This is a genomic window from Pseudomonas anatoliensis (assembly GCF_017976235.1).
In the GTDB taxonomy this organism is placed as follows: domain Bacteria; phylum Pseudomonadota; class Gammaproteobacteria; order Pseudomonadales; family Pseudomonadaceae; genus Aquipseudomonas; species Aquipseudomonas anatoliensis.
Window position 1 is genome coordinate 183,726 of record NZ_JACVHC010000004.1, and the last position, 18,440, is coordinate 202,165.

Annotated in this window: 22 protein-coding genes; 13 read left to right on the forward strand and 9 right to left on the reverse strand. The window is 59.4% G+C overall.

Features of this window, described 5'->3' with window-relative positions; all coding sequences use genetic code 11:
- Positions 1–36: 36 nt before the first annotated feature.
- A complete protein-coding gene (locus ICA16_RS14400) occupies positions 37–1,599 on the reverse strand; it encodes a sigma-54-dependent transcriptional regulator (protein ID WP_210553713.1) in 1,563 nt (520 codons plus the stop codon).
- A gap of 372 nt (positions 1,600–1,971) precedes the next feature.
- Here ICA16_RS14400 and phhA point away from each other — a divergent pair, with 372 nt between their 5' ends.
- The 6 genes from phhA (at position 1,972) to ICA16_RS14425 (ending at position 6,424) form a co-directional block, all read left to right on the forward strand.
- A complete protein-coding gene (gene phhA, locus ICA16_RS14405; RefSeq protein ID WP_150602955.1) occupies positions 1,972–2,763 on the forward strand; it encodes a phenylalanine 4-monooxygenase in 792 nt (263 codons plus the stop codon).
- Between the two features lie 110 nt (positions 2,764–2,873).
- Positions 2,874–3,230, forward strand: coding sequence for a 4a-hydroxytetrahydrobiopterin dehydratase (locus ICA16_RS14410; RefSeq protein ID WP_042558183.1), 357 nt, complete (start codon positions 2,874–2,876; stop codon positions 3,228–3,230).
- Positions 3,230–4,423: an amino acid aminotransferase gene (locus ICA16_RS14415; protein ID WP_210700862.1), complete on the forward strand. Its 1,194-nt coding sequence runs from the start codon at positions 3,230–3,232 to the stop codon at positions 4,421–4,423. Before ICA16_RS14410 ends, ICA16_RS14415 begins: the two co-directional genes overlap by 1 nt.
- Positions 4,424–4,735: 312 nt before the next feature.
- A complete protein-coding gene (locus ICA16_RS28290; protein ID WP_263480689.1) occupies positions 4,736–4,867 on the forward strand; it encodes a hypothetical protein in 132 nt (43 codons plus the stop codon).
- Between the two features lie 72 nt (positions 4,868–4,939).
- Entirely contained in the window at positions 4,940–5,122 is a 183-nt protein-coding gene (locus ICA16_RS14420) for a hypothetical protein (RefSeq protein WP_042558181.1), read from the forward strand.
- Between the two features lie 102 nt (positions 5,123–5,224).
- Positions 5,225–6,424: an MFS transporter gene (locus ICA16_RS14425; RefSeq protein ID WP_210700863.1), complete on the forward strand. Its 1,200-nt coding sequence runs from the start codon at positions 5,225–5,227 to the stop codon at positions 6,422–6,424.
- Here ICA16_RS14425 and arfB read toward each other — a convergent pair.
- Entirely contained in the window at positions 6,421–6,834 is a 414-nt protein-coding gene (gene arfB / locus ICA16_RS14430) for an alternative ribosome rescue aminoacyl-tRNA hydrolase ArfB (RefSeq protein ID WP_095122751.1), read from the reverse strand. The two genes, ICA16_RS14425 and arfB, sit on opposite strands and share 4 nt — an antisense overlap.
- Between arfB and ICA16_RS14435 the strand changes: the two genes are divergently transcribed.
- Positions 6,833–7,027 (forward strand): hypothetical protein, encoded by a 195-nt coding sequence (locus tag ICA16_RS14435; RefSeq protein ID WP_210700864.1) that lies wholly within the window; start codon positions 6,833–6,835, stop codon positions 7,025–7,027. The two genes, arfB and ICA16_RS14435, sit on opposite strands and share 2 nt — an antisense overlap.
- Here the strand turns inward: ICA16_RS14435 and ICA16_RS14440 are convergent.
- On the reverse strand, positions 7,013–8,434 hold the full coding sequence (locus ICA16_RS14440) for an amino acid permease (protein WP_150602958.1): 1,422 nt from the start codon (positions 8,432–8,434) through the stop codon (positions 7,013–7,015). The two genes, ICA16_RS14435 and ICA16_RS14440, sit on opposite strands and share 15 nt — an antisense overlap.
- Before the next feature lie 893 nt (positions 8,435–9,327).
- Here ICA16_RS14440 and ICA16_RS14445 point away from each other — a divergent pair.
- Both ICA16_RS14445 and ICA16_RS14450 read left to right on the forward strand, forming a co-directional pair.
- Entirely contained in the window at positions 9,328–9,465 is a 138-nt protein-coding gene (locus tag ICA16_RS14445; RefSeq protein ID WP_042558177.1) for a hypothetical protein, read from the forward strand.
- 72 nt (positions 9,466–9,537) lie between these two features.
- Positions 9,538–10,503: a M29 family metallopeptidase gene (locus tag ICA16_RS14450; RefSeq protein WP_150602959.1), complete on the forward strand. Its 966-nt coding sequence runs from the start codon at positions 9,538–9,540 to the stop codon at positions 10,501–10,503.
- A 232-nt stretch (positions 10,504–10,735) separates the two neighbouring features.
- Here ICA16_RS14450 and rluB read toward each other — a convergent pair whose 3' ends face one another.
- From rluB to ICA16_RS14480, 6 genes are all read right to left on the reverse strand, one after another.
- Complete coding sequence (gene rluB, locus ICA16_RS14455; RefSeq protein WP_150594291.1) at positions 10,736–11,953, reverse strand: 23S rRNA pseudouridine(2605) synthase RluB; 1,218 nt, start codon at positions 11,951–11,953, stop codon at positions 10,736–10,738.
- A 154-nt stretch (positions 11,954–12,107) separates the two neighbouring features.
- Positions 12,108–12,299: a DUF1289 domain-containing protein gene (locus ICA16_RS14460; RefSeq protein WP_007919669.1), complete on the reverse strand. Its 192-nt coding sequence runs from the start codon at positions 12,297–12,299 to the stop codon at positions 12,108–12,110.
- A 106-nt stretch (positions 12,300–12,405) separates the two neighbouring features.
- Entirely contained in the window at positions 12,406–13,395 is a 990-nt protein-coding gene (scpB, locus tag ICA16_RS14465) for an SMC-Scp complex subunit ScpB (RefSeq protein WP_210700865.1), read from the reverse strand.
- A gap of 11 nt (positions 13,396–13,406) precedes the next feature.
- Entirely contained in the window at positions 13,407–14,105 is a 699-nt protein-coding gene (locus tag ICA16_RS14470) for a segregation and condensation protein A (protein WP_181818527.1), read from the reverse strand.
- Between the two features lie 123 nt (positions 14,106–14,228).
- Positions 14,229–14,858 (reverse strand): L-threonylcarbamoyladenylate synthase, encoded by a 630-nt coding sequence (locus tag ICA16_RS14475; RefSeq protein WP_041478985.1) that lies wholly within the window; start codon positions 14,856–14,858, stop codon positions 14,229–14,231.
- Positions 14,859–14,871: 13 nt separating this feature from the next.
- Positions 14,872–15,735: a PHP domain-containing protein gene (locus ICA16_RS14480; RefSeq protein WP_150602962.1), complete on the reverse strand. Its 864-nt coding sequence runs from the start codon at positions 15,733–15,735 to the stop codon at positions 14,872–14,874.
- Positions 15,736–15,822: 87 nt separating this feature from the next.
- Here ICA16_RS14480 and ICA16_RS14485 point away from each other — a divergent pair, with 87 nt between their 5' ends.
- The 4 genes from ICA16_RS14485 to ICA16_RS14500 all read left to right on the forward strand — a co-directional run bounded on the left by ICA16_RS14485 (position 15,823) and on the right by ICA16_RS14500 (position 18,301).
- Entirely contained in the window at positions 15,823–16,419 is a 597-nt protein-coding gene (locus ICA16_RS14485) for a septation protein A (RefSeq protein WP_150594295.1), read from the forward strand.
- 1 nt (position 16,420) lies between these two features.
- A complete protein-coding gene (locus ICA16_RS14490; RefSeq protein WP_096512859.1) occupies positions 16,421–16,720 on the forward strand; it encodes a YciI family protein in 300 nt (99 codons plus the stop codon).
- Between the two features lie 485 nt (positions 16,721–17,205).
- Complete coding sequence (locus ICA16_RS14495) at positions 17,206–17,616, forward strand: SH3 domain-containing protein (RefSeq protein WP_210700866.1); 411 nt, start codon at positions 17,206–17,208, stop codon at positions 17,614–17,616.
- 7 nt (positions 17,617–17,623) lie between these two features.
- The gene (locus ICA16_RS14500) at positions 17,624–18,301 is read left to right on the forward strand and encodes a response regulator transcription factor (protein WP_150602964.1); all 678 of its coding nucleotides are present in this window, start codon (positions 17,624–17,626) and stop codon (positions 18,299–18,301) included.
- The last annotated feature ends 139 nt before the right edge of the window (positions 18,302–18,440 follow it).

The following is an 18,440-nucleotide window of genomic DNA, read 5'->3' on the forward strand; positions in this document are numbered from 1 at the left end:
AATGCAGGAGCTGCGGCACGCTGCGATCTTTTGTCCCTAGGACTCGATGTTCTTGCCCACCTCATACTCACGCAATTTATTGGCAATGGTCGTGTGCGAAACGCCCAGTCGCTTGCCCAATTGCCGACTGCTCGGGTGCTCCGAATACAATCGCTCCAGCACCGCTTTTTCGAAGCGCCCGACGATCTCGTCCAGCCCGCCCTCCAGCGAAAAATCGCCAAGTGGCTGACGCACGCCGTAATCCGGCAGACGAATATGTTCGGCTTTAACCGTGCCGCCGTCACACAGCGAAACGGCCTGGAACAGCACGTTTTCCAACTGCCGCACGTTGCCCGGCCAGTGGTAATGGCTGAGCCGATCCATCGCCGCCGGCGCCAGTTTTGGCAGAGGACAGCCGATCTGCCGGCTGGCCTGATCGAGGAAGTGTTCTACCAGCGGCGTCAAACCGTCGAGGCATTCGCGCAGCGGTGGAATGTGCAGCGACAGCACGTTCAAGCGGTGATACAGATCCTGGCGAAACTCGCCCCGCGCGCACAATTCAGACAGGTCAACCTGCGTCGCGCAAATCACCCGTACATCCAGATAAACCTCTTCATCACTGCCGACGCGACGGAAGCAGCCGTCCTGCAGAAAGCGCAACAGTTTCACCTGCAAGCGCGGACTCATTTCACCCACGCCATCGAGAAACAACGTCCCCCCCGCCGTCAATTCCAGCAGACCCAGCTTGCCTTCGGCGCGCGCACCTTCAAAAGCACCGGGGCCATAACCGAACAGTTCGGTCTCGGCCATCGACTCCGGAAGCCCCGCGCAGTTGAGCGCCATCAGCGGCGATTGCCCGCGCGGACTGGCGAGGTGACAGGCGCGCGCCAGCAACTCCTTGCCCGTGCCGGTTTCGCCTTCTATCAATAGAGGTGCATCGAGCGGCGCCATCCGCCGTGCTTCACGCACCACTGCCGCCATGACTTTGGAGCTCTGGAAAATGCTGTCGAACCCGCGCAACTCCTGCTTGCGCACGTTATAGATGCGCTCGCCGACGCGGTCGGCGCGGTGCAGGGTCAATACCGCACCGGCCATGGCTTCGCTGTCGTCGTGTTCCGATTGCAGCGGAGCGATGTCGGCCAGAAACACATCGCCTTTGACCTTGACCCGCATGCCGTTGATTCGCGATTTATTCGCCCGCACCAGTTCCGGCAAATCGAAATCTTCGGCATAGCGCGACAGTGGAATCCCCGGTACTTCATCGACCCGCACGCCGAGCAACTGTGCCGCCGCGCGGTTGGCGGCGACGATCGAGCCGCCCATGTCGATCGACAGCACCGGAAACTCCAGCGCACCGAGCAATGCGTTCAATTCCATGTGCCGGCGCTCGCTCGGCATCAGCCCTACGCGCTTGACGCCGAACACCCCGGCAATCGCTTCGAATTTCGGCCGCAGCGCCTGGAACTGGATATTGATCAGGTTCGGACAATGCAGATAGATCGCGTTGCCATGCTCACCACCGACCTCGCCGCGCGCGACGTTGATCCCGTACGCCACCAGCAGGTTGAGGATGTCGCGCAGGATGCCGATGCGGTTCTGGCAGTGGACTTTGATACGCATATAAAAGGCCCGGATTAACGATGAGAAACCTGTAGGAGTGAGCATGCTCGCGATGGCGATACATCAGGCAGCATTGATTTTGAATGACACACCTCTATCGCGAGCAGGCTCACTCCTACAGGGGACGGCGCCAGACTTTCTGTCGAGGCGCGCAGATAGTTGTCAAGATTATGTGACAGCCGCTGACCTTTTCAAACCTGAGAATCGCCGTAATTGCGAGATATCCGCAAAACCGTAACGAATACTTTACGAAATCCACAGAAATTTCCTACGACCGTACGATTCAACCTACTGCACACCGCCACACTCTCAGGTAATTCTGAGTCCATCGCTGGACATAACAAGAACGAATTCCCCTAGCAGGAGAGCAGTATGAAGCAGACGCAATACGTGGCCCGCGAGCCCGATGCGCAAGGTTTTATCGACTACCCCGCCGAAGAACACGCGGTGTGGAACACGCTGATCACTCGCCAACTGAAAGTGCTCGAGGGTCGTGCGTGCCAGGAGTACCTGGACGGTATCGAAAAACTCGGTCTGCCCCACGACCGCATCCCGCAACTGGGCGAGATCAACAAAGTGCTCGGCGAGACCACCGGTTGGCAGGTTGCCCGTGTCCCGGCGCTGATCCCCTTCCAGACCTTCTTCGAATTGCTCGCCAGCAAACAATTTCCGGTGGCCACGTTCATTCGTACCCGCGAAGAGCTGGACTACCTGCAAGAGCCGGATATTTTCCACGAGATTTTTGGTCACTGCCCCCTGCTGACCAACCCGTATTTCGCCGAGTTCACCCACACCTACGGCAAACTTGGCCTGCAAGCGACCAAGGAAGAGCGCGTCTATCTTGCGCGCCTGTACTGGATGACTATCGAGTTCGGCCTGGTCGACACCCCGCAAGGCAAACGCATCTACGGCGGCGGCATCCTGTCTTCGCCGAAAGAAACTGTTTATTCGCTGTCGGACGAGCCCGAACATCAGGCATTCGACCCGCTGGAAGCGATGCGCACGCCGTATCGCATCGACATCCTGCAACCGCTGTACTTTGTCCTGCCGAACCTCAAGCGCCTGTTCGATGTGGCCCATGAAGACATCATGGCCATGGTCAGACAAGGTATGCAGCTGGGTCTGCATGCGCCGAAATTTCCGCCAAAACCGAAAGCGGCGTGACCCGCCACTTTTGCTGACAAGTGAGTCTGTCAGTTGCCGCCACTTTGCTTTAGCGTGGCGGCATTGACGGCCAATATAAAAAAACACCTCCAGATTTCAGGAAGCCCACCATGTCTACTTTGAACCAAGCCCACTGCGAAGCCTGCCGCGCCGATGCGCCACAAGTCAGCGACGAAGAACTGCCGATCCTGATCAAGCAGATCCCTGACTGGAACATCGAAGTTCGCGATGGCGTGATGCAACTGGAAAAACTGTTCCTGTTCAAAAATTTCAAGCACGCACTGGCCTTCACCAACGCCGTCGGCGAGATCTCCGAGGCCGAAGGTCACCACCCGGGCCTGCTGACCGAGTGGGGCAAAGTCACCGTGACCTGGTGGAGCCACTCGATCAAAGGCCTGCACCGCAACGACTTCATCATGGCTGCGCGCACGGATGAAGTGGCCAAGACCGCTGAAGGGCGCAAGTAATGCACTTCGACGCCATCGGCCGGGTACCCGGCGACCCTATCCTCGGTTTGATGGAGGCGTATGCGCAGGACCCTAACCCGCGCAAATTCGACCTGGGCGTTGGCGTCTACAAGGACGCCCAAGGCCTGACGCCGATCCCGGAAGCGGTGAAAATCGCCGAGGCGCGGCTGGTCGAAAGCCAAGACACCAAGACCTACATCGGTGGCCACGGCAATCCGTTGTTCGGCAAGGTCATCAACGAGCTGGTGCTTGGCGCCGACTCGAAACTGCTCGCCGAACAGCGTGCAGGCGCCACTCAGACGCCGGGCGGCACTGGTGCCCTGCGTCTGGCTGCCGACTTCATCGCCCAATGCCTGCCGGGCAAAGGCGTATGGCTGAGCAATCCGACCTGGCCGATCCACGAAACCATTTTCGCGGCGGCCGGGGTCAAGGTCAGTCACTACCCTTATGTGGGCAGCGACAACCGTCTCGACGTCGAAGCGATGCTCGCGGTGCTCAATGATGTGCCCAAGGGCGACGTGGTGTTGCTGCATGCGTGCTGCCACAACCCGACCGGGTTCGATCTGAGCCACGACGACTGGCAGCGTGTGCTGGACGTGGTGCGCAGTCGTGATTTGCTGCCGCTGATCGACTTCGCCTATCAGGGCTTTGGCGATGGTCTGGAGCAGGATGCGTGGTCAACCCGGTTATTCGCCGCTGAACTGCCTGAGCTGTTGATCACCAGTTCCTGCTCGAAAAACTTCGGCCTGTATCGCGACCGTACCGGTGCGCTGATCGTCTGCGCGAAAAGCGCTGACAAGCTCATCGACATCCGCAGCCAACTGGCCAACATCGCCCGCAATCTGTGGTCGACGCCGCCGGATCATGGTGCAGCTGTGGTCGCGACTATCCTCGCCGATCCAGAGCTGAAAGCCCGCTGGGCCGATGAAGTGGAAGCCATGCGCTTGCGTATTGCGCAGCTGCGCAGCGGCCTGGTCGAAGCGCTGGAGCCGCACGGGTTGCGCGAGCGTTTTGCACACATTGGCGTGCAGCGCGGGATGTTCTCCTACACCGGTTTGTCGCCGGAGCAGGTGAAACAACTGCGCGAGCATCACAGTGTGTACATGGTGAGTTCGGGTCGGGCCAACGTTGCCGGCATCGATGCGACACGCCTGGCGCTGCTGGCCGAGGCCATCGCCGAAGTCTGCAACTAGGCGAGACACCGCAACACCCTGTACTGACCGTCCCCACGCTCCGCCTGGGAACGATCAATCCAATGTAGGAGCTGCCGCAGGCTGCGATCTTTTGATCTTGCTTTTAAAACAAGATCAAAAGATCGCAGCCTGCGGCAGCTCCTACATGTGTTTTTGCAGCAGCCTTTTGCTTTCCGCCGCCCCCCTGCGGCCATTTGTCGCAATAAATTGAATTAAAAGTCTGATTGTCATTTTTCCTGCTGTATCCTGCGCAGGCTTTCTGAAAGCGCGGATCTACCAGATCTATCAACAGACTTAGCGAGGAGCGCAACCATGCACGAGATTCCTAATCTCCCCTTCCCAAGCCTGCACGAGCCTGAGCAGACGACCATGCAACAAGCCGGCGCCGCACAGGCCGAGCCCAAAGAAGCAGCTGAAAGCCGTCCGGCCGACAGCGACGAGTAAGCAACACCCGCCGTACAGACCGTGTGGAAAGCGCTAATATGCGCTTTCCACACTGCCTGAACCGAGCCCGCCATGACCGACGAATTCTCCGAAAGCCAAGCCGCTGTCCTGATCGGCGCCACCGAGAAAATGATCGAGATCTGGAGCCGCCTCTCCCCCGAGAAACAAGCCGCCCTGCTCGCCCGTTTCGGCAGCGAAGAAAATGCCCTCGCTGCACTGGTCACCACCCAACTGGTGGCTCCCGCCAAACCCTGAAGTCGCCGCCCGGCAAATAGTTTTACTTTTCCCGCCCCAGATTATTTCTCGCCGGTATCATGAGCAGCCTATCTATTGTGCTGCTCCCGTGGATCTTTACCCATGTCGTCCTCTATGTCCGAGCCCCAGCGCCCCCTGGCGGTCACGCTGCAAGTCGTTTCCATCGTCCTCTTCACCTTTATCGGTTATCTGAACATTGGCATTCCGCTCGCAGTGCTGCCGGGCTATGTCCACAGCGATCTGGGTTTTGGCGCGGTCGTCGCCGGGCTGGTGATCAGCGTGCAATACCTCGCTACCCTGCTCAGCCGCCCGTATGCCGGCAAGATCATCGACAACAAGGGCAGCAAACTGGCCGTCATGTATGGCCTGGCCGGTTGTGGCCTTAGCGGCGTGTTCATGCTGATTTCCGCGTGGACGCCGAACCTGCCGATGCTCAGCTTGATCAGCCTGTTGATCGGACGCCTGGTGTTGGGCAGCGCGGAAAGCCTGGTTGGCTCCGGCTCGATTGGCTGGGGCATCGGCCGCGTCGGCGCGGCGAACACCGCCAAAGTCATCTCGTGGAATGGCATCGCCAGTTACGGTGCCATCGCCATCGGTGCGCCGTTAGGCGTGTGGCTGGTCAGTCGATTGGGCTTGTGGAGCATGGGCGTAAGCATCATCTTGCTGGCCGCGCTGGGCTTGCTGCTGGCGTGGCCGAAAACCGCCGCCCCGGTGGTGGCCGGTGAGCGCTTGCCGTTCATGCATGTGCTTGGGCGGGTTTTTCCGCACGGCTGCGGACTGGCACTCGGCTCGATTGGTTTTGGCACCATCGCCACCTTCATCACCCTGTATTACGCCACGCAGCATTGGGACAACGCGGTGTTGTGCCTGAGCCTGTTCGGCGCCAGTTTCATCGGCGCGCGGCTATTGTTCGGCAACCTGATCAACCGCCTCGGCGGCTTCCGCGTGGCGATTGCCTGTTTGTCGGTAGAAACATTGGGACTGTTGCTGCTGTGGATGGCGCCCGATGCGCATTGGGCATTGGCGGGCGCGGCATTGAGCGGTTTCGGTTTCTCGCTGGTATTTCCGGCGCTGGGCGTGGAAGCGGTAAATCTGGTACCAGCCTCCAGCCGTGGCGCGGCAGTCGGCGCCTACTCGCTGTTCATCGACTTGTCGCTGGGGATCACCGGGCCGTTGGCCGGGGCCATTGCTGCCGGATTCGGTTTCGCCTCGATCTTCCTGTTCGCCGCCCTAGCCGCGCTGAGTGGCCTGGCGCTGAGCGTGTACCTGTACAAGCACACGGCGAAATACCGCGAAGACTAGAAATCCACCTTGCCGCGCCCGGCCTTGATGCTGCCGCGCTTGGTTTTCGATTCGAGCCGGCGCTTCTTTGAACCGAGGGTCGGCTTGGTCGGGCGACGCTTCTTCTCGACTTTGGTGGCGCTGAGGATCAACTCCACCAGACGCTCCAGCGCATCGGCCCGGTTGGCTTCCTGCGTGCGGTATTGCTGGGCCTTGATGATCAACACGCCGTCGCTGGTGATGCGACTGTCGCGCAGCGCCAGCAACCGTTCCTTGTAGAACTCGGGCAAGGACGAGGCCGTAATGTCGAAGCGCAAGTGCATGGCACTGGAGACCTTGTTGACGTTCTGCCCACCAGCACCCTGGGCGCGAATGGCCGTCAATTCGATCTCGGCATCCGGCAGATGCACATTGTTGGAAATCACCAGCATGGAAAAGCGTCCGTATTCAGAGCGTGCAGGATACGCCATCAACCCTGTAGGAGCTGCCGAAGGCTGCGATCTTTTGATCTTGGTGATTAAAAGCCAAAAGATCGCAGCCTGCGGCAGCTCCTACAAAGGCAACAAAAAACCCGGCACATTGGCCGGGTTTGTTGTTTGTGCCGCTTGCTTACTTCGCAGCTGAACCCGCCGCGTGCAGCGCCTGCTGCGCGCCACGCTTGTTCTTGATCACGTAGCAGACCCACATGAACACGACCCACACCGGAATCGCGTACACCGAGATCTGAATGCCCGGGATCAACAGCATCACGCCGAGAATGAACACCACGAACGCCAGGCAAACGTAGTTGCCGTACGGATACCACAGCGCCTTGAACAACGGTGTCTGCTTCGTCTTGTTCATGTGCTGGCGGAACTTGAAGTGCGAGAAGCTGATCATTGCCCAGTTGATCACCAGGGTCGCCACAACCAGCGACATCAGCAGTTCCAGCGCATGCTGCGGGATCAGGTAGTTGAGCAGCACCGCCACCAGCGTTACCGCCGCGGAGGCCAGAATCGAACGCACCGGCACGCCGCGCTTGTCGATTTTCGCCAGTGCTTTCGGCGCATCACCCTGCTCGGCCATGCCCAGGAGCATACGGCTGTTGCAGTAGGTGCCGCTGTTGTATACCGACAGCGCAGCGGTCAGCACCACGAAGTTGAGGATGTGCGCGGCGGTGTTGCTGCCGAGCATCGAGAACACCTGCACGAACGGGCTGCCGCTGTAGGAATCGCCGGAAGCGTTGAGGGTTGCCAGCAGACTGTCCCATGGGGTCAGCGACAGTAGGATCACCAGGGCGCCGATGTAGAAAATCAGGATCCGGTAGATCACCTGATTGATCGCTTTCGGGATCACGGTTTTCGGCTTGTCGGCCTCGGCCGCGGTGAAACCGAGCATTTCCAGGCCGCCGAACGAGAACATGATAATCGCCATGGCCATCACCAGACCGCTGACGCCGTTGGGGAAGAAACCACCGTGCGACCACAGGTTGCTGACCGAGGCTTGCGGGCCACCGTTGCCGCTGACCAGCAGGTAACTGCCGAGGGCTATCATGCCGACAATCGCCACGACCTTGATGATCGCGAACCAGAATTCGGCTTCACCGAAGACTTTGACGTTGGCCAGGTTGATCAGGTTGATCAGCACGAAGAAACCGGCAGCGGACACCCAGGTCGGGATATCCGGCGCCCAGTAGTGGATGTACTTGCCGACCGCGGTCAGCTCCGACATGCCCACCAGAATGTACAGAATCCAGCAGTTCCAACCCGACAGGAAACCGGCGAAGCCGCCCCAGTACTTGTGTGCGAAATGGCTGAAGGAACCGGCCACCGGCTCTTCGACGATCATCTCGCCCAACTGGCGCATGATCATGAAGGCGATGAAGCCGCAGATGGCGTAGCCGAGGATCATCGACGGGCCGGCGGATTTCAGGACCCCGGCCGAGCCGAGGAACAATCCGGTACCGATCGCGCCACCGAGGGCGATCAGTTGAATATGTCGATTTTTCAGGCCGCGTTTCAGCTCGCCTGATTGCGAGGGTTGTCCACTCATGAAAAAGGTCTCACGCAAGGTTTGATGATGTTCAGTAGACGTTGCTGCAAGGTTGCGATTTCAGGCAGCCCCGATCAAACCCCAGCGCAGGCACCAGGAGTTCAGCTTTTTTACAACGGTCATGCGTCACCTGTTTGTTTTTATCTGTGACGAAATCGAACCCGACACGCTTGTGGCGCGGCGGAGTGAACAAGGCGGATAGCCTTGAGATTCATGCGATTACGCAGAGGGTCACAGTTAAAACGCGGCGCATTGTACACCGCTAACCCCCTGCCGCCAGACCCCGCTGGATCAGCGTGTCGGTTGCCGGGATTGCGTGTGTCCGCCTCGAGACGCTCGAGCGGCTGCAAAAATTGAGTCAGGCCTTTGCGGGCCATCGACGGGAACGGTGGAAAAATCGTCCCACGGTGAGAAGTGGAAATCAGTCACGGCGTTCATTGCGCCTCCTTCTTGTTATGCACCTGCACGGCAGGCATGAGGCGCATCTCACCCTTCAAACGCCTCTGAAACAAGCGCGCCAGAGCCTTGCGCAGCCCGCGACCGATGGGGTTTCGGCAGGTTTTCCTTACAGCCTTGATAACAGCCTCCTTTCACTGGGCTTTATCGCTGTTTTCGTAAACATTTATTTACAGTCCGTAACGAAGAGTTTCCATTTCAGAAATTTCTGTCAGACGTCTGCAAATTGACGGTCGCTAGCTTGCTAACGAATCCGTTGCCTTAGTTTTTTGTTTTTAAATAAGAAAACCGCTGTCAAAAAACAGAATAAAAAGTCTATTTAAAAATTAAATGAATGATTTTTTGCATTATAAAAATCCCTGAACTAGGTTCTTCACGTCTTGCCGGCCAACTCGACCGGCCAGTCACAACCGTGAAAGTCATCTAGGAGATCGACCATGCAAGCATTGGAAAAAGACTTGGATAGCGAACTGCAACTGGACGAATGGTTTGAAGCACCGACCCACGAGGCCGCCGTAGAAATGATGCAAGCCGACGCGGTCGTTCCGTTCGGCACGGCGATGTGGCCTCTGTAAAGACATCACCGGGCAGGCACGATCCGGCCGGTCGTGCCTGCCACTTTCTTCACGGTCAGTCAGGGAGGACTCATGGATAAGCCCCGCGCGATCTCGCATTTCCTTTACTACCTCGAACATCATCCAGCCCTCGCCGGCCTCGACTCGGCGAAGGTATTGCTCGGCCACACCGCTGATTACGAAGCCCTGACCGGCGCGATCGCCGAACAGGCCGGCGATCATCCGCGTTTCAGCTTCAGCGCCCGGCGACTGGACCTGGAGAGCACCGCAGCGCTGACTTCGGCGATTACCGACAGCGATCTGTACATTTTCTTCTACGACTCTTCCACCCTGCCCAACCCGCGCCCCGACGGCCCGGAGTTTGTCCGCGCGCTGCAAGCGGTCATGGCGCAAAACTGGAAGAAGTCGCTGCTGTTCAAGGATTACGGCGATTATTTTTACGATACGTTCAGCGTTACCCCGCAACGCATCGCGGGCCTGAACAGCCATTTGATCCAGCGCATGTCGCATGCCACCACGCTGAGCTTTACCGATGACCACGGCTCACGGTTTGAAGCGCCGCTGAGCAGCATCAAGAAGTGGACCGACATCAACGGCGTCGGCAACTTCGACCTGGCCCCCGGTGAAATCGCCACCCACAGCGAAGAAATCAACGGCCACGTGAAATTCAAGGGCACCTTCCTCAGCACCATTCCGTTTGCGCGCAAGTACGGCGTGCTGGAGTCGCCGCTGGAACTGTGGATCGAAAACTCGACCATCAGCCGCATCGCCACGGATGTGCCGGGCCTGGAGCATGACTTCAACAAATACCTGGATGCGAATCCGTCGAACCGGCGCATCGAGGAACTGGGGATTGGCACCAACGAAGGCGTGAAAGACCTGTATGCGCGCAACGCCGGGTTCGAGGAACGCCATTGTGGCTTGCATCTGGGGCTCGGTGGCGGGGCCAAGGGCAGCCATCACCTGGACCTGATCTTCTCCGGAGGTGTGTTGGCGCTGGATGACAAGCCGGTGTTTGATGGGCGGTTTGTGTTCTGATCCTGGAAATCATCGGGCTGCATTGGCCTAATCGCTGGCAAGCCAGCTCCCACAGGGATCTGCGGTGTTAACAGGATTTATGCAACGCAACAAAAACCTGTGGGAGCTGGCTTGCCAGCGATGAGGCCCTCAAAAGCACCACATACCTTTCGCCAGACGAAAAAAAACGCCAACCCTGCGGTTGGCGTTTCTGCTTCAGCTTGAAGCTTGTCGCTAGAAACTCACAGCTGCCTTATTCCGGTTTCTTGCGACCGAAACCCGGACGCTGGCCGGAACCGGCCGGTGCGCCGCGACGCTTGCCCGATGGCTTGTCGTCGGCCAGTTTGATCCCCGGACGCTTCGGTGCAGGCTTGGCCGGACGCTTGTTGGTGGTGTCCGCTGGACGATCCGCCACTGGCGTGCCACGACCGGCAGGTGCACCACGTTCGCCACGCTCGGTGCGACCGTTGGCCGGACGCGGAGCGCGCTCGCCGTCACGGGCAACCGGCTTGCGGGCCGGACGCTCGCCTTCGATGTGCGGCTCGCGCGATGGACGTGGGCCGGTCGGAGCGCCAGCGGCTGGACGCAGCGTACGCACGCGCTCGGTCTTGCCCATCGGGCGCGACGATTTGCGCTGCAGACGCTCAAGCTTGTCTTTGCTCTTGGCGTTCAGTTGCGGCATCGCAACCGGTGTCAGACCCACTTCAGCACTCAGAATGTCGACTTCGTACTGGCTCATTTCGCGCCAGCGGCCCATCGGCAGATCGGAGTTGAGGAACACCGGACCGAAACGCACGCGCTTCAGACGGCTGACCACCAGGCCCTGGGATTCCCACAGACGACGAACCTCACGGTTACGACCTTCCATCACCACGCAGTGATACCAGTGGTTGAAGCCTTCGCCACCCGGCGCCTGCTTGATGTCGGTGAACCTGGCCGGGCCGTCTTCCAGCACCACGCCTGCCTTCAGACGTTCGATCATTTCGTCATCGACTTCACCGCGTACACGCACGGCGTACTCGCGATCCATCTCGTAGGACGGGTGCATCAGACGGTTGGCAAGCTCACCATCAGTGGTGAACATCAGCAAACCGGTGGTGTTGATGTCGAGACGACCGATGTTGATCCAGCGCCCTTCTTTCGGACGCGGCAGCTTGTCGAACACGGTCGGACGGCCTTCCGGGTCGTCACGGGTGCAGATCTCGCCATCGGGTTTGTTGTACATGATCACGCGGCGTACCGATTCGGCAGCTTCTTCACGCTTGATCACTTTGCCATCAATGGTGATGGCGTCGAGAATGTCGACGCGCAGACCGAGGGTGGCGTCTTTGCCATTGACCTTGATCCGGCCCTGGGTGATCCAGGCTTCCACGTCACGGCGCGAGCCGACGCCGATACGGGCGAGGACTTTCTGCAGTTTTTCGCCTGCTGGGCCGATTTCCTGGTCGTCTTTCTGATTGATGTCACTCATCTGGGCACCTCCCGGTGTGGTCTGTTCAGCCGTCCTGAGCTGGGCGTCTGAAGCATAAAAATCTGGGTTCTCCACCGAAGGGATCGGCGAAGGGTCGCGAATCATACGCGGATGTGCGGCATCGCGCATCAGAGACTAGTCGATCAGACCAAGGTTATTTCTTTTTCCGCCGACCGGCGCCACCGAGTTTGATCAGGCGCAACGCGGCTTCGGCCAGTACGGTGCGCTTGTCGTCCTTGTCGAGTTTCTTCCAGGCCTTGATTTCGCGCTTGCTGCGCCCACAACCGAGGCAGATGTCGTCGGTGAATTTGCAGAGGCTGATGCAGGGGTCTTTGGTTGAGCTCATCAGGGCACCGTTGAAAGATCAAAAGATCGCAGCCTTCGGCAGCTCCTACATTGGAATGCGTAACCCTGTAGGAGCTGCCGCAGGCTGCGATCTTTTCAGATTCACCTCAGTCCTCGAACTCGCGGCGTTCGGCCTCGATGGCTTGGGCCAGGGCGCGGGCTTCGGCTTCTTCTTCGCTGAGTTCCGGTTCGGGTTCTGGCGCGGACTGTTCCAGAGCCGCCACGGCAGCGAGCAGTTTTTCCCGTGCTTCGGCTACTCCCAGAATGTCCTCTTCAGGTTCGGCTTGCGGCTCTTCTTCGAGTTCAACTTCAATCGTCGGCTCGGCGATCTCGGGCTCGATCTGGGTTTCTGCATCGGTTGACGGTGCTTCGACATCGGCGCCATCGCGCAACAAATCGTCGAAGTCGGTCTTGATCCCCTCCTCCATGCTGTCCAGCTCCAGCAACAGCGTATGGAAACTGGTCTCCTCTTTCTCTTCCTCCGGCTCGGCGCTGGCGTCGGCCAGTTCCTGCAAGCCTTGCGGCACCGGGGCATCGTCGAAATCGAGGATCGGGTCGGCTTCCATCTCGCGCAATTCGGCCAGCGGTGGCAGGTCTTCCAGATTTTTCAGGTTGAAGTGATCGAGAAAACCCTTGGTGGTGGCGAACATCGCCGGTTTGCCGGGCACGTCGCGGTAGCCGACGACGCGGATCCACTCGCGTTCAAGCAGGGTTTTGACGATGTTGCTGTTGACCGCCACGCCCCGTACATCTTCGATCTCGCCACGGGTGATCGGCTGGCGATAGGCAATCAACGCGATGGTTTCCAGCAAGGCCCGGGAATAACGCTGCGGCCGCTCTTCCCACAGGCGCCCTACCCACGGCGAAAACTTCTCGCGAATCTGCAAACGATAGCCGGACGAGACCTCTTTGAGTTCGAACGCCCGGCCCTCGCAGGACTTGCCCAGCAAGGTCAGGGCTTTCTTGAAGACTGCCGGTTCAGGTCGTTCGCCTTCTTCGAACAGTTCAAAAAGGCGCTCAAGGGATTGCGGCTTTCCCGAGGCCAACAGAAAGGCTTCAAGCAGGGGCGCCAGCTCGCGGGGTTCAGTCAGGTTCATGTTTCGACTCGTTATTCGGCTCGGGCTCGCACGTGGATCGCGGCGAACGGCTCATTCTGCACCAGCTCGACCAAGGATTCCTTGACCAGTTCAAGGATCGCCATAAAGGTCACCACCACACCCAGGCGACCTTCTTCGGCGGTAAACAGCTCGACGAACGGCACAAAACCGCCGCCCTTGAGCCGCTCCAGCACATCGCTCATGCGTTCGCGGGTGGACAGCGCTTCACGGCTGACCTGATGGCTTTCAAACATGTCGCCACGGCGCAGCACTTCGGCCATGCACATCAAAATCTCTTCCAGCGCCACGTCGGGCAACAGCTTGCGCGCCCGGGCTTCGGGGGCGTCGAGCTTGGGCACGACCACATCACGGCCAACCCGGCTCAAGCCGTCGATGCCTTCAGCAGCAGCCTTGAAACGCTCGTACTCCTGCAGGCGACGGATCAGTTCGGCGCGCGGGTCGTCCTCTTCCGCCTCGACGGTTTCGGCCCGTGGCAGAAGCATGCGCGATTTGATCTCGGCGAGCATCGCGGCCATCACCAGATACTCGGCGGCCAGCTCCAGACGCACCGACTGCATCAACTCGACGTAGCCCATGTACTGGCGAGTGATTTCCGCCACCGGGATGTCGAGGATGTTGATGTTCTGTTTGCGGATCAGGTACAGCAGCAGGTCGAGCGGGCCTTCAAAGGCCTCAAGAAAGACTTCCAGCGCATCCGGCGGAATGTACAGGTCCAGCGGCATTTCCATGACCGCCTGGCCATAGACCATGGCGAACGGCAGCTCCTGCTGCGCGCCGGCCTGGGGATCGGCAACGGTTTCCACTGCGGACATTCAGGCCTCGACCATGAACGGGGTCGGATCGCCACAACCGACGCGGACCACTTCAGGGTCGTCGCCGGTCAGGTCGATCACGGTGGAGGCCTTGATGCCGCCAAAACCGCCGTCGATGATCAGGTCCACTTGATGCTCAAGCAATTGACGCATTTCGTATGGATCGGTCAGTGGATCTTCATCACCGGGCATGATCAGCGTCACGCTCATCAGCGGCTCGCCGAGCTCGGCCAGCAGCGCCAGCGCGATCGGATGGCTGGGAACGCGCAGACCAATGGTGCGCTTCTTCGGGTGCAGTAACAGGCGCGGCACTTCGCGGGTGGCGTTGAGAATGAAGGTGTACGGCCCCGGCAAATGCGCCTTGAGAATACGGAAGGTACCGGTGTCGATCTTGGCGTAGTTGCCCAGTTGCGACAGGTCGCTGCAGATCAGCGCGAAGTTGTGCTTTTCGTCGAGCTGACGCAGGCGTCGAACGCGCTCAATGGCCGTCTTGTCGCCGATTTGGCAACCGATGGCGTAGGAAGAGTCCGTTGGATAAATGACTACCCCGCCCTTGCGGATGATTTCGACCGCCTGTTTGATCAGGCGCGCTTGCGGGTTTTCCGGATGTATCTGGAAAAATTGACTCACGTTCTCTACCTGTTCAGACGGCGGCAATAACTGTGTCATGTTTGAACCGACACCACAGGGGTGGAAGGTCCTCCGGAACCGGCCGGTACTGGCCGATCTCGGACCAACCTCCAGGGCCATGAAAATCACTGCCGGCGCTGACCAGCAGACCGAACTCACGGGCAAGGATTGCCAGGCTGCCCACCTGTTCCGCGGGCTGATGGCCATTGACCACCTCGATTGCATGCCCGCCTGCTTGAATATAGTCGGCAATCAGCTTTCGGCGTTTGCTGCGGGTGAAATCGTAGTGCCACGGATGCGCCAGGCTGACCCAGGCACCAGCAGCGCGCAGTGTGCCAACGGTGTCTTCAAGCGTTGGCCAGTGCTGCTTGACGTCGCCCAGCTTGCCGGCGCCGAGCCACTTGCGGAAGGCTTCGGCGCGATCCTTTACAAAACCTTCACGCACCATCCAGTCGGCGAAATGCGGACGGGCCGGGGCGTTGCCGCTGTCGCCCAGTTCCTGCTGGATCTGCCGGGCGCCATCAAGGGCACCGGGCATGCCCTTTAGGGCGAGCTTGCGGCTTATTTCTTCCGACCGCAGCCAGCGGCCATCGTGCAATTTGGCGATCGCCTCGACCAACGGTGCAGCATTGACGTCGAAACCGTAACCCAACACATGAATGGTCGCCCCGCCCCATGTGCAGGACAACTCGACGCCGTTGACCAGTTGCATCCCCAGTTCGGTAGCGGCCGTGCGCGCTTCGGCGAGGCCTTCGAGGGTGTCGTGGTCGGTCAGGGCCAGGACTCGCACGCCGTTCTCGAACGCACGCGCAACCAGAACCGCAGGCGCCAGGGCGCCATCGGAGGCCGTGCTATGGCAGTGCAAATCAACATTCACGGGGAGTTGTAACCTCAAATCAGCGGGCGCTATCGCGCGCCCATATGTTTGTTATTATGCCGCCACATCCAGCTTCTGGCTCTCACTGTGAAACAATTCATCGATTTCATCCCGCTTTTGCTGTTCTTCATCGTTTACAAACTTGATCCACGGGTCGTCGACATCGCTGGCCATGAGGTGACTGTAGGCGGTATTTACAGCGCCACCGCGATGCTGATCATCAGCTCCCTGGTGGTCTACGGCGCGCTTTTCATCCAACAGCGCAAGCTGGAAAAGAGCCAATGGCTGACCCTGATCGCCTGCCTCGTGTTCGGCAGCCTGACGCTGGCCTTCCACAGCGAGACCTTCCTGAAATGGAAAGCCCCGGTGGTCAACTGGCTGTTCGCCGTCGCCTTCATCGGCAGCCACTTCATCGGTGACCGCCTGCTGATCAAACGCATCATGGGCCACGCGCTGACCCTGCCGGATCCGGTCTGGACCCGTCTGAACATCGCCTGGATCGCCTTTTTCCTGTTCTGCGGGGCCGCCAACCTGTTCGTCGCCTTTACCTTCCAGAGCATCTGGGTGGACTTCAAGGTGTTCGGCAGCCTGGGCATGACCGTGCTGTTCCTGGTCGCACAGGGCATTTACCTGTCCCGTCACCTGCATGACGCCGATACCACAACACCAAAAACCGAGGACTGACATGCTCTACGCCATCATTGCCACCGACGTCGCCAATTCACTGGAAGCTCGCCTGGCCGCGCGCCCTGCGCATCTGGAACGCCTGCAAGTGCTCAAGGGCGAGGGCCGCATCGTATTGGCCGGCCCGCACCCGGCCGTCGACAGCAATGATCCAGGCGCAGCGGGTTTCACCGGCAGCCTGATCGTCGCCGAGTTCGACTCCCTGAGCGCCGCACAAGCCTGGGCAGATGCCGATCCGTACATCGCGGCAGGCGTTTATGCCAACGTGGTCGTGAAGCCGTTCAAGCAAGTCCTGCCCTAACGCTGAGTCAGGCCCTTACAGGATTGCTGTGACAAAGGGGATTCCTTTGGCAAGGGAGAGCCCTGTTGCAAAGGGGATTCCTTTGGCAAGGGAGAGCCCTGTTGCAAAGGGGATTCCTGTGGTGAGGGGATTTATCCCCGATGGGTGGCGAAGCCGCCCCAAAAGCCATTCGATGCGGTGTGCCTGACACACCGCATACTCCTTTTTCAGGACTGCTTCGCAGCCCATCGGGGATAAATCCCCTCGCCACAAAGTCACCTGCACCATCAATTCCCTTGCACCACCAAGTCACCTGCACCACAAAGTCACCTGCACCCCCAAGTCCCTTGCCCTGCCAAGCCCCCTGCATCACAAAATCACCAGCACCAAAAACACGTCTGCTCCGGCGCAATGAACCTTCCTGGTTCCTGCAGCTCTCAATCGCTCATTATTCTCGTTTGCCTGCCGACAACCTGCCCAATATCCATTTGGAAACAGGTGTCGCGATGCGCAAGGGTCCGTTGTGTCTGATGTTGGTCACGTTGTCGATCATGGCGCCCGCCCATGGTGATGAAACCACCGAAGGCGGCAGCTCCACGCCATTGTCATTAAGTGCCGGCAGCCAGATCACCGAGTTGCAACAGCGCCTCAAAACAAGCGAGCAGCAGCGGGAAGAACTGAGCAAACAACTGCAAAATGCCGACAACCAACGTGAAAGCGCTCAGTTCGCCCGGTTGCGCCAAGAGAACCAGCGCCTCAAGCTGCAACTCAAGGAAGCCCAGGCCAGCCCGCTGCCGCGCTTGTTGACCGATCAGCAGCAGTGGTTCGTCACTGGCGCCGGAGTAGCGCTATTGGCGCTGCTCTGCGGTATCTTTGCCAGTGGCGCAAGCCGAAAACGTCGGCAATGGTTAAATTGAGTGAGTCATGAGCGAGCTGTTAATTATTGATGATGACCAGGAGCTGTGTGAGCTCCTGAGCAGTTGGCTGAGCCAGGAAGGCTTCCAGGTACGTGCCTGCCACGATGGCCAGAGCGCCCGCAAGGCCTTGGCCGAAGCGGCCCCGGCGGCAGTGGTGCTGGACGTGATGCTGCCCGATGGCAGCGGTCTGGAACTGCTCAAGCAATTGCGCAACGATCACGCCGATCTGCCGGTGTTGATGCTCTCGGCCCGTGGCGAACCGCTGGACCGGATCCTCGGTCTGGAACTGGGCGCTGACGACTACCTGGCAAAACCGTGTGATCCGCGTGAGCTGACCGCTCGCCTGCGCGCCGTACTGCGCCGCAGCCACCCGGCCGCCGTGTCGACGCAGCTTGAGCTGGGCGACTTGAGTTTCAGCCCGGTGCGCGGCGTGGTCAGCATCGACGAGAAAGAACTGACCCTCACCGTTTCCGAAAGCCGTCTGCTCGAAGCGTTGCTCAAGCAACCCGGCGAGCCGCTGGACAAACAGGAACTGGCGCAGATCGCCCTCGGCCGCAAGCTGACCCTGTACGACCGCAGCCTCGACATGCACGTCAGCAACCTGCGCAAAAAAATCGGCCCGCACCCCGACGGTCGCCCGCGCATCGTTGCCCTGCGCAGCCGCGGTTACTTCTACTGCCTCTGACCTCCACAAACGAGGATGCTCGATAAAACGACGTCCCCTGTAGGAGCTGCCGAAGGCTGCGATCTTTTGATCTTGTTTGTGAAAAGCAAAATCAAAAGATCGCAGCCTTCGGCAGCTCCTACACAGGGGGATGTTTGTA

Bases quoted from the DNA above. Each gene is read 5' to 3' on its own strand.
- ICA16_RS14400 (WP_210553713.1), bottom strand. From the start codon at position 1,599: ATGCGTATCAAAGTCCACTGCCAGAACCGCATCGGCATCCTGCGCGAC.
- phhA (WP_150602955.1), top strand. From the start codon at position 1,972: ATGAAGCAGACGCAATACGTGGCCCGCGAGCCCGATGCGCAAGGTTTT.
- ICA16_RS14410 (WP_042558183.1), top strand. From the start codon at position 2,874: ATGTCTACTTTGAACCAAGCCCACTGCGAAGCCTGCCGCGCCGATGCG.
- ICA16_RS14415 (WP_210700862.1), top strand. From the start codon at position 3,230: ATGCACTTCGACGCCATCGGCCGGGTACCCGGCGACCCTATCCTCGGT.
- ICA16_RS28290 (WP_263480689.1), top strand. From the start codon at position 4,736: ATGCACGAGATTCCTAATCTCCCCTTCCCAAGCCTGCACGAGCCTGAG.
- ICA16_RS14420 (WP_042558181.1), top strand. From the start codon at position 4,940: ATGACCGACGAATTCTCCGAAAGCCAAGCCGCTGTCCTGATCGGCGCC.
- ICA16_RS14425 (WP_210700863.1), top strand. From the start codon at position 5,225: ATGTCGTCCTCTATGTCCGAGCCCCAGCGCCCCCTGGCGGTCACGCTG.
- ICA16_RS14435 (WP_210700864.1), top strand. From the start codon at position 6,833: ATGGAAAAGCGTCCGTATTCAGAGCGTGCAGGATACGCCATCAACCCT.
- arfB (WP_095122751.1), bottom strand. From the start codon at position 6,834: ATGCTGGTGATTTCCAACAATGTGCATCTGCCGGATGCCGAGATCGAA.
- ICA16_RS14440 (WP_150602958.1), bottom strand. From the start codon at position 8,434: ATGAGTGGACAACCCTCGCAATCAGGCGAGCTGAAACGCGGCCTGAAA.
- ICA16_RS14445 (WP_042558177.1), top strand. From the start codon at position 9,328: ATGCAAGCATTGGAAAAAGACTTGGATAGCGAACTGCAACTGGACGAA.
- ICA16_RS14450 (WP_150602959.1), top strand. From the start codon at position 9,538: ATGGATAAGCCCCGCGCGATCTCGCATTTCCTTTACTACCTCGAACAT.
- rluB (WP_150594291.1), bottom strand. From the start codon at position 11,953: ATGAGTGACATCAATCAGAAAGACGACCAGGAAATCGGCCCAGCAGGC.
- ICA16_RS14460 (WP_007919669.1), bottom strand. From the start codon at position 12,299: ATGAGCTCAACCAAAGACCCCTGCATCAGCCTCTGCAAATTCACCGAC.
- scpB (WP_210700865.1), bottom strand. From the start codon at position 13,395: ATGAACCTGACTGAACCCCGCGAGCTGGCGCCCCTGCTTGAAGCCTTT.
- ICA16_RS14490 (WP_096512859.1), top strand. From the start codon at position 16,421: ATGCTCTACGCCATCATTGCCACCGACGTCGCCAATTCACTGGAAGCT.
- ICA16_RS14495 (WP_210700866.1), top strand. From the start codon at position 17,206: ATGCGCAAGGGTCCGTTGTGTCTGATGTTGGTCACGTTGTCGATCATG.
- ICA16_RS14500 (WP_150602964.1), top strand. From the start codon at position 17,624: ATGAGCGAGCTGTTAATTATTGATGATGACCAGGAGCTGTGTGAGCTC.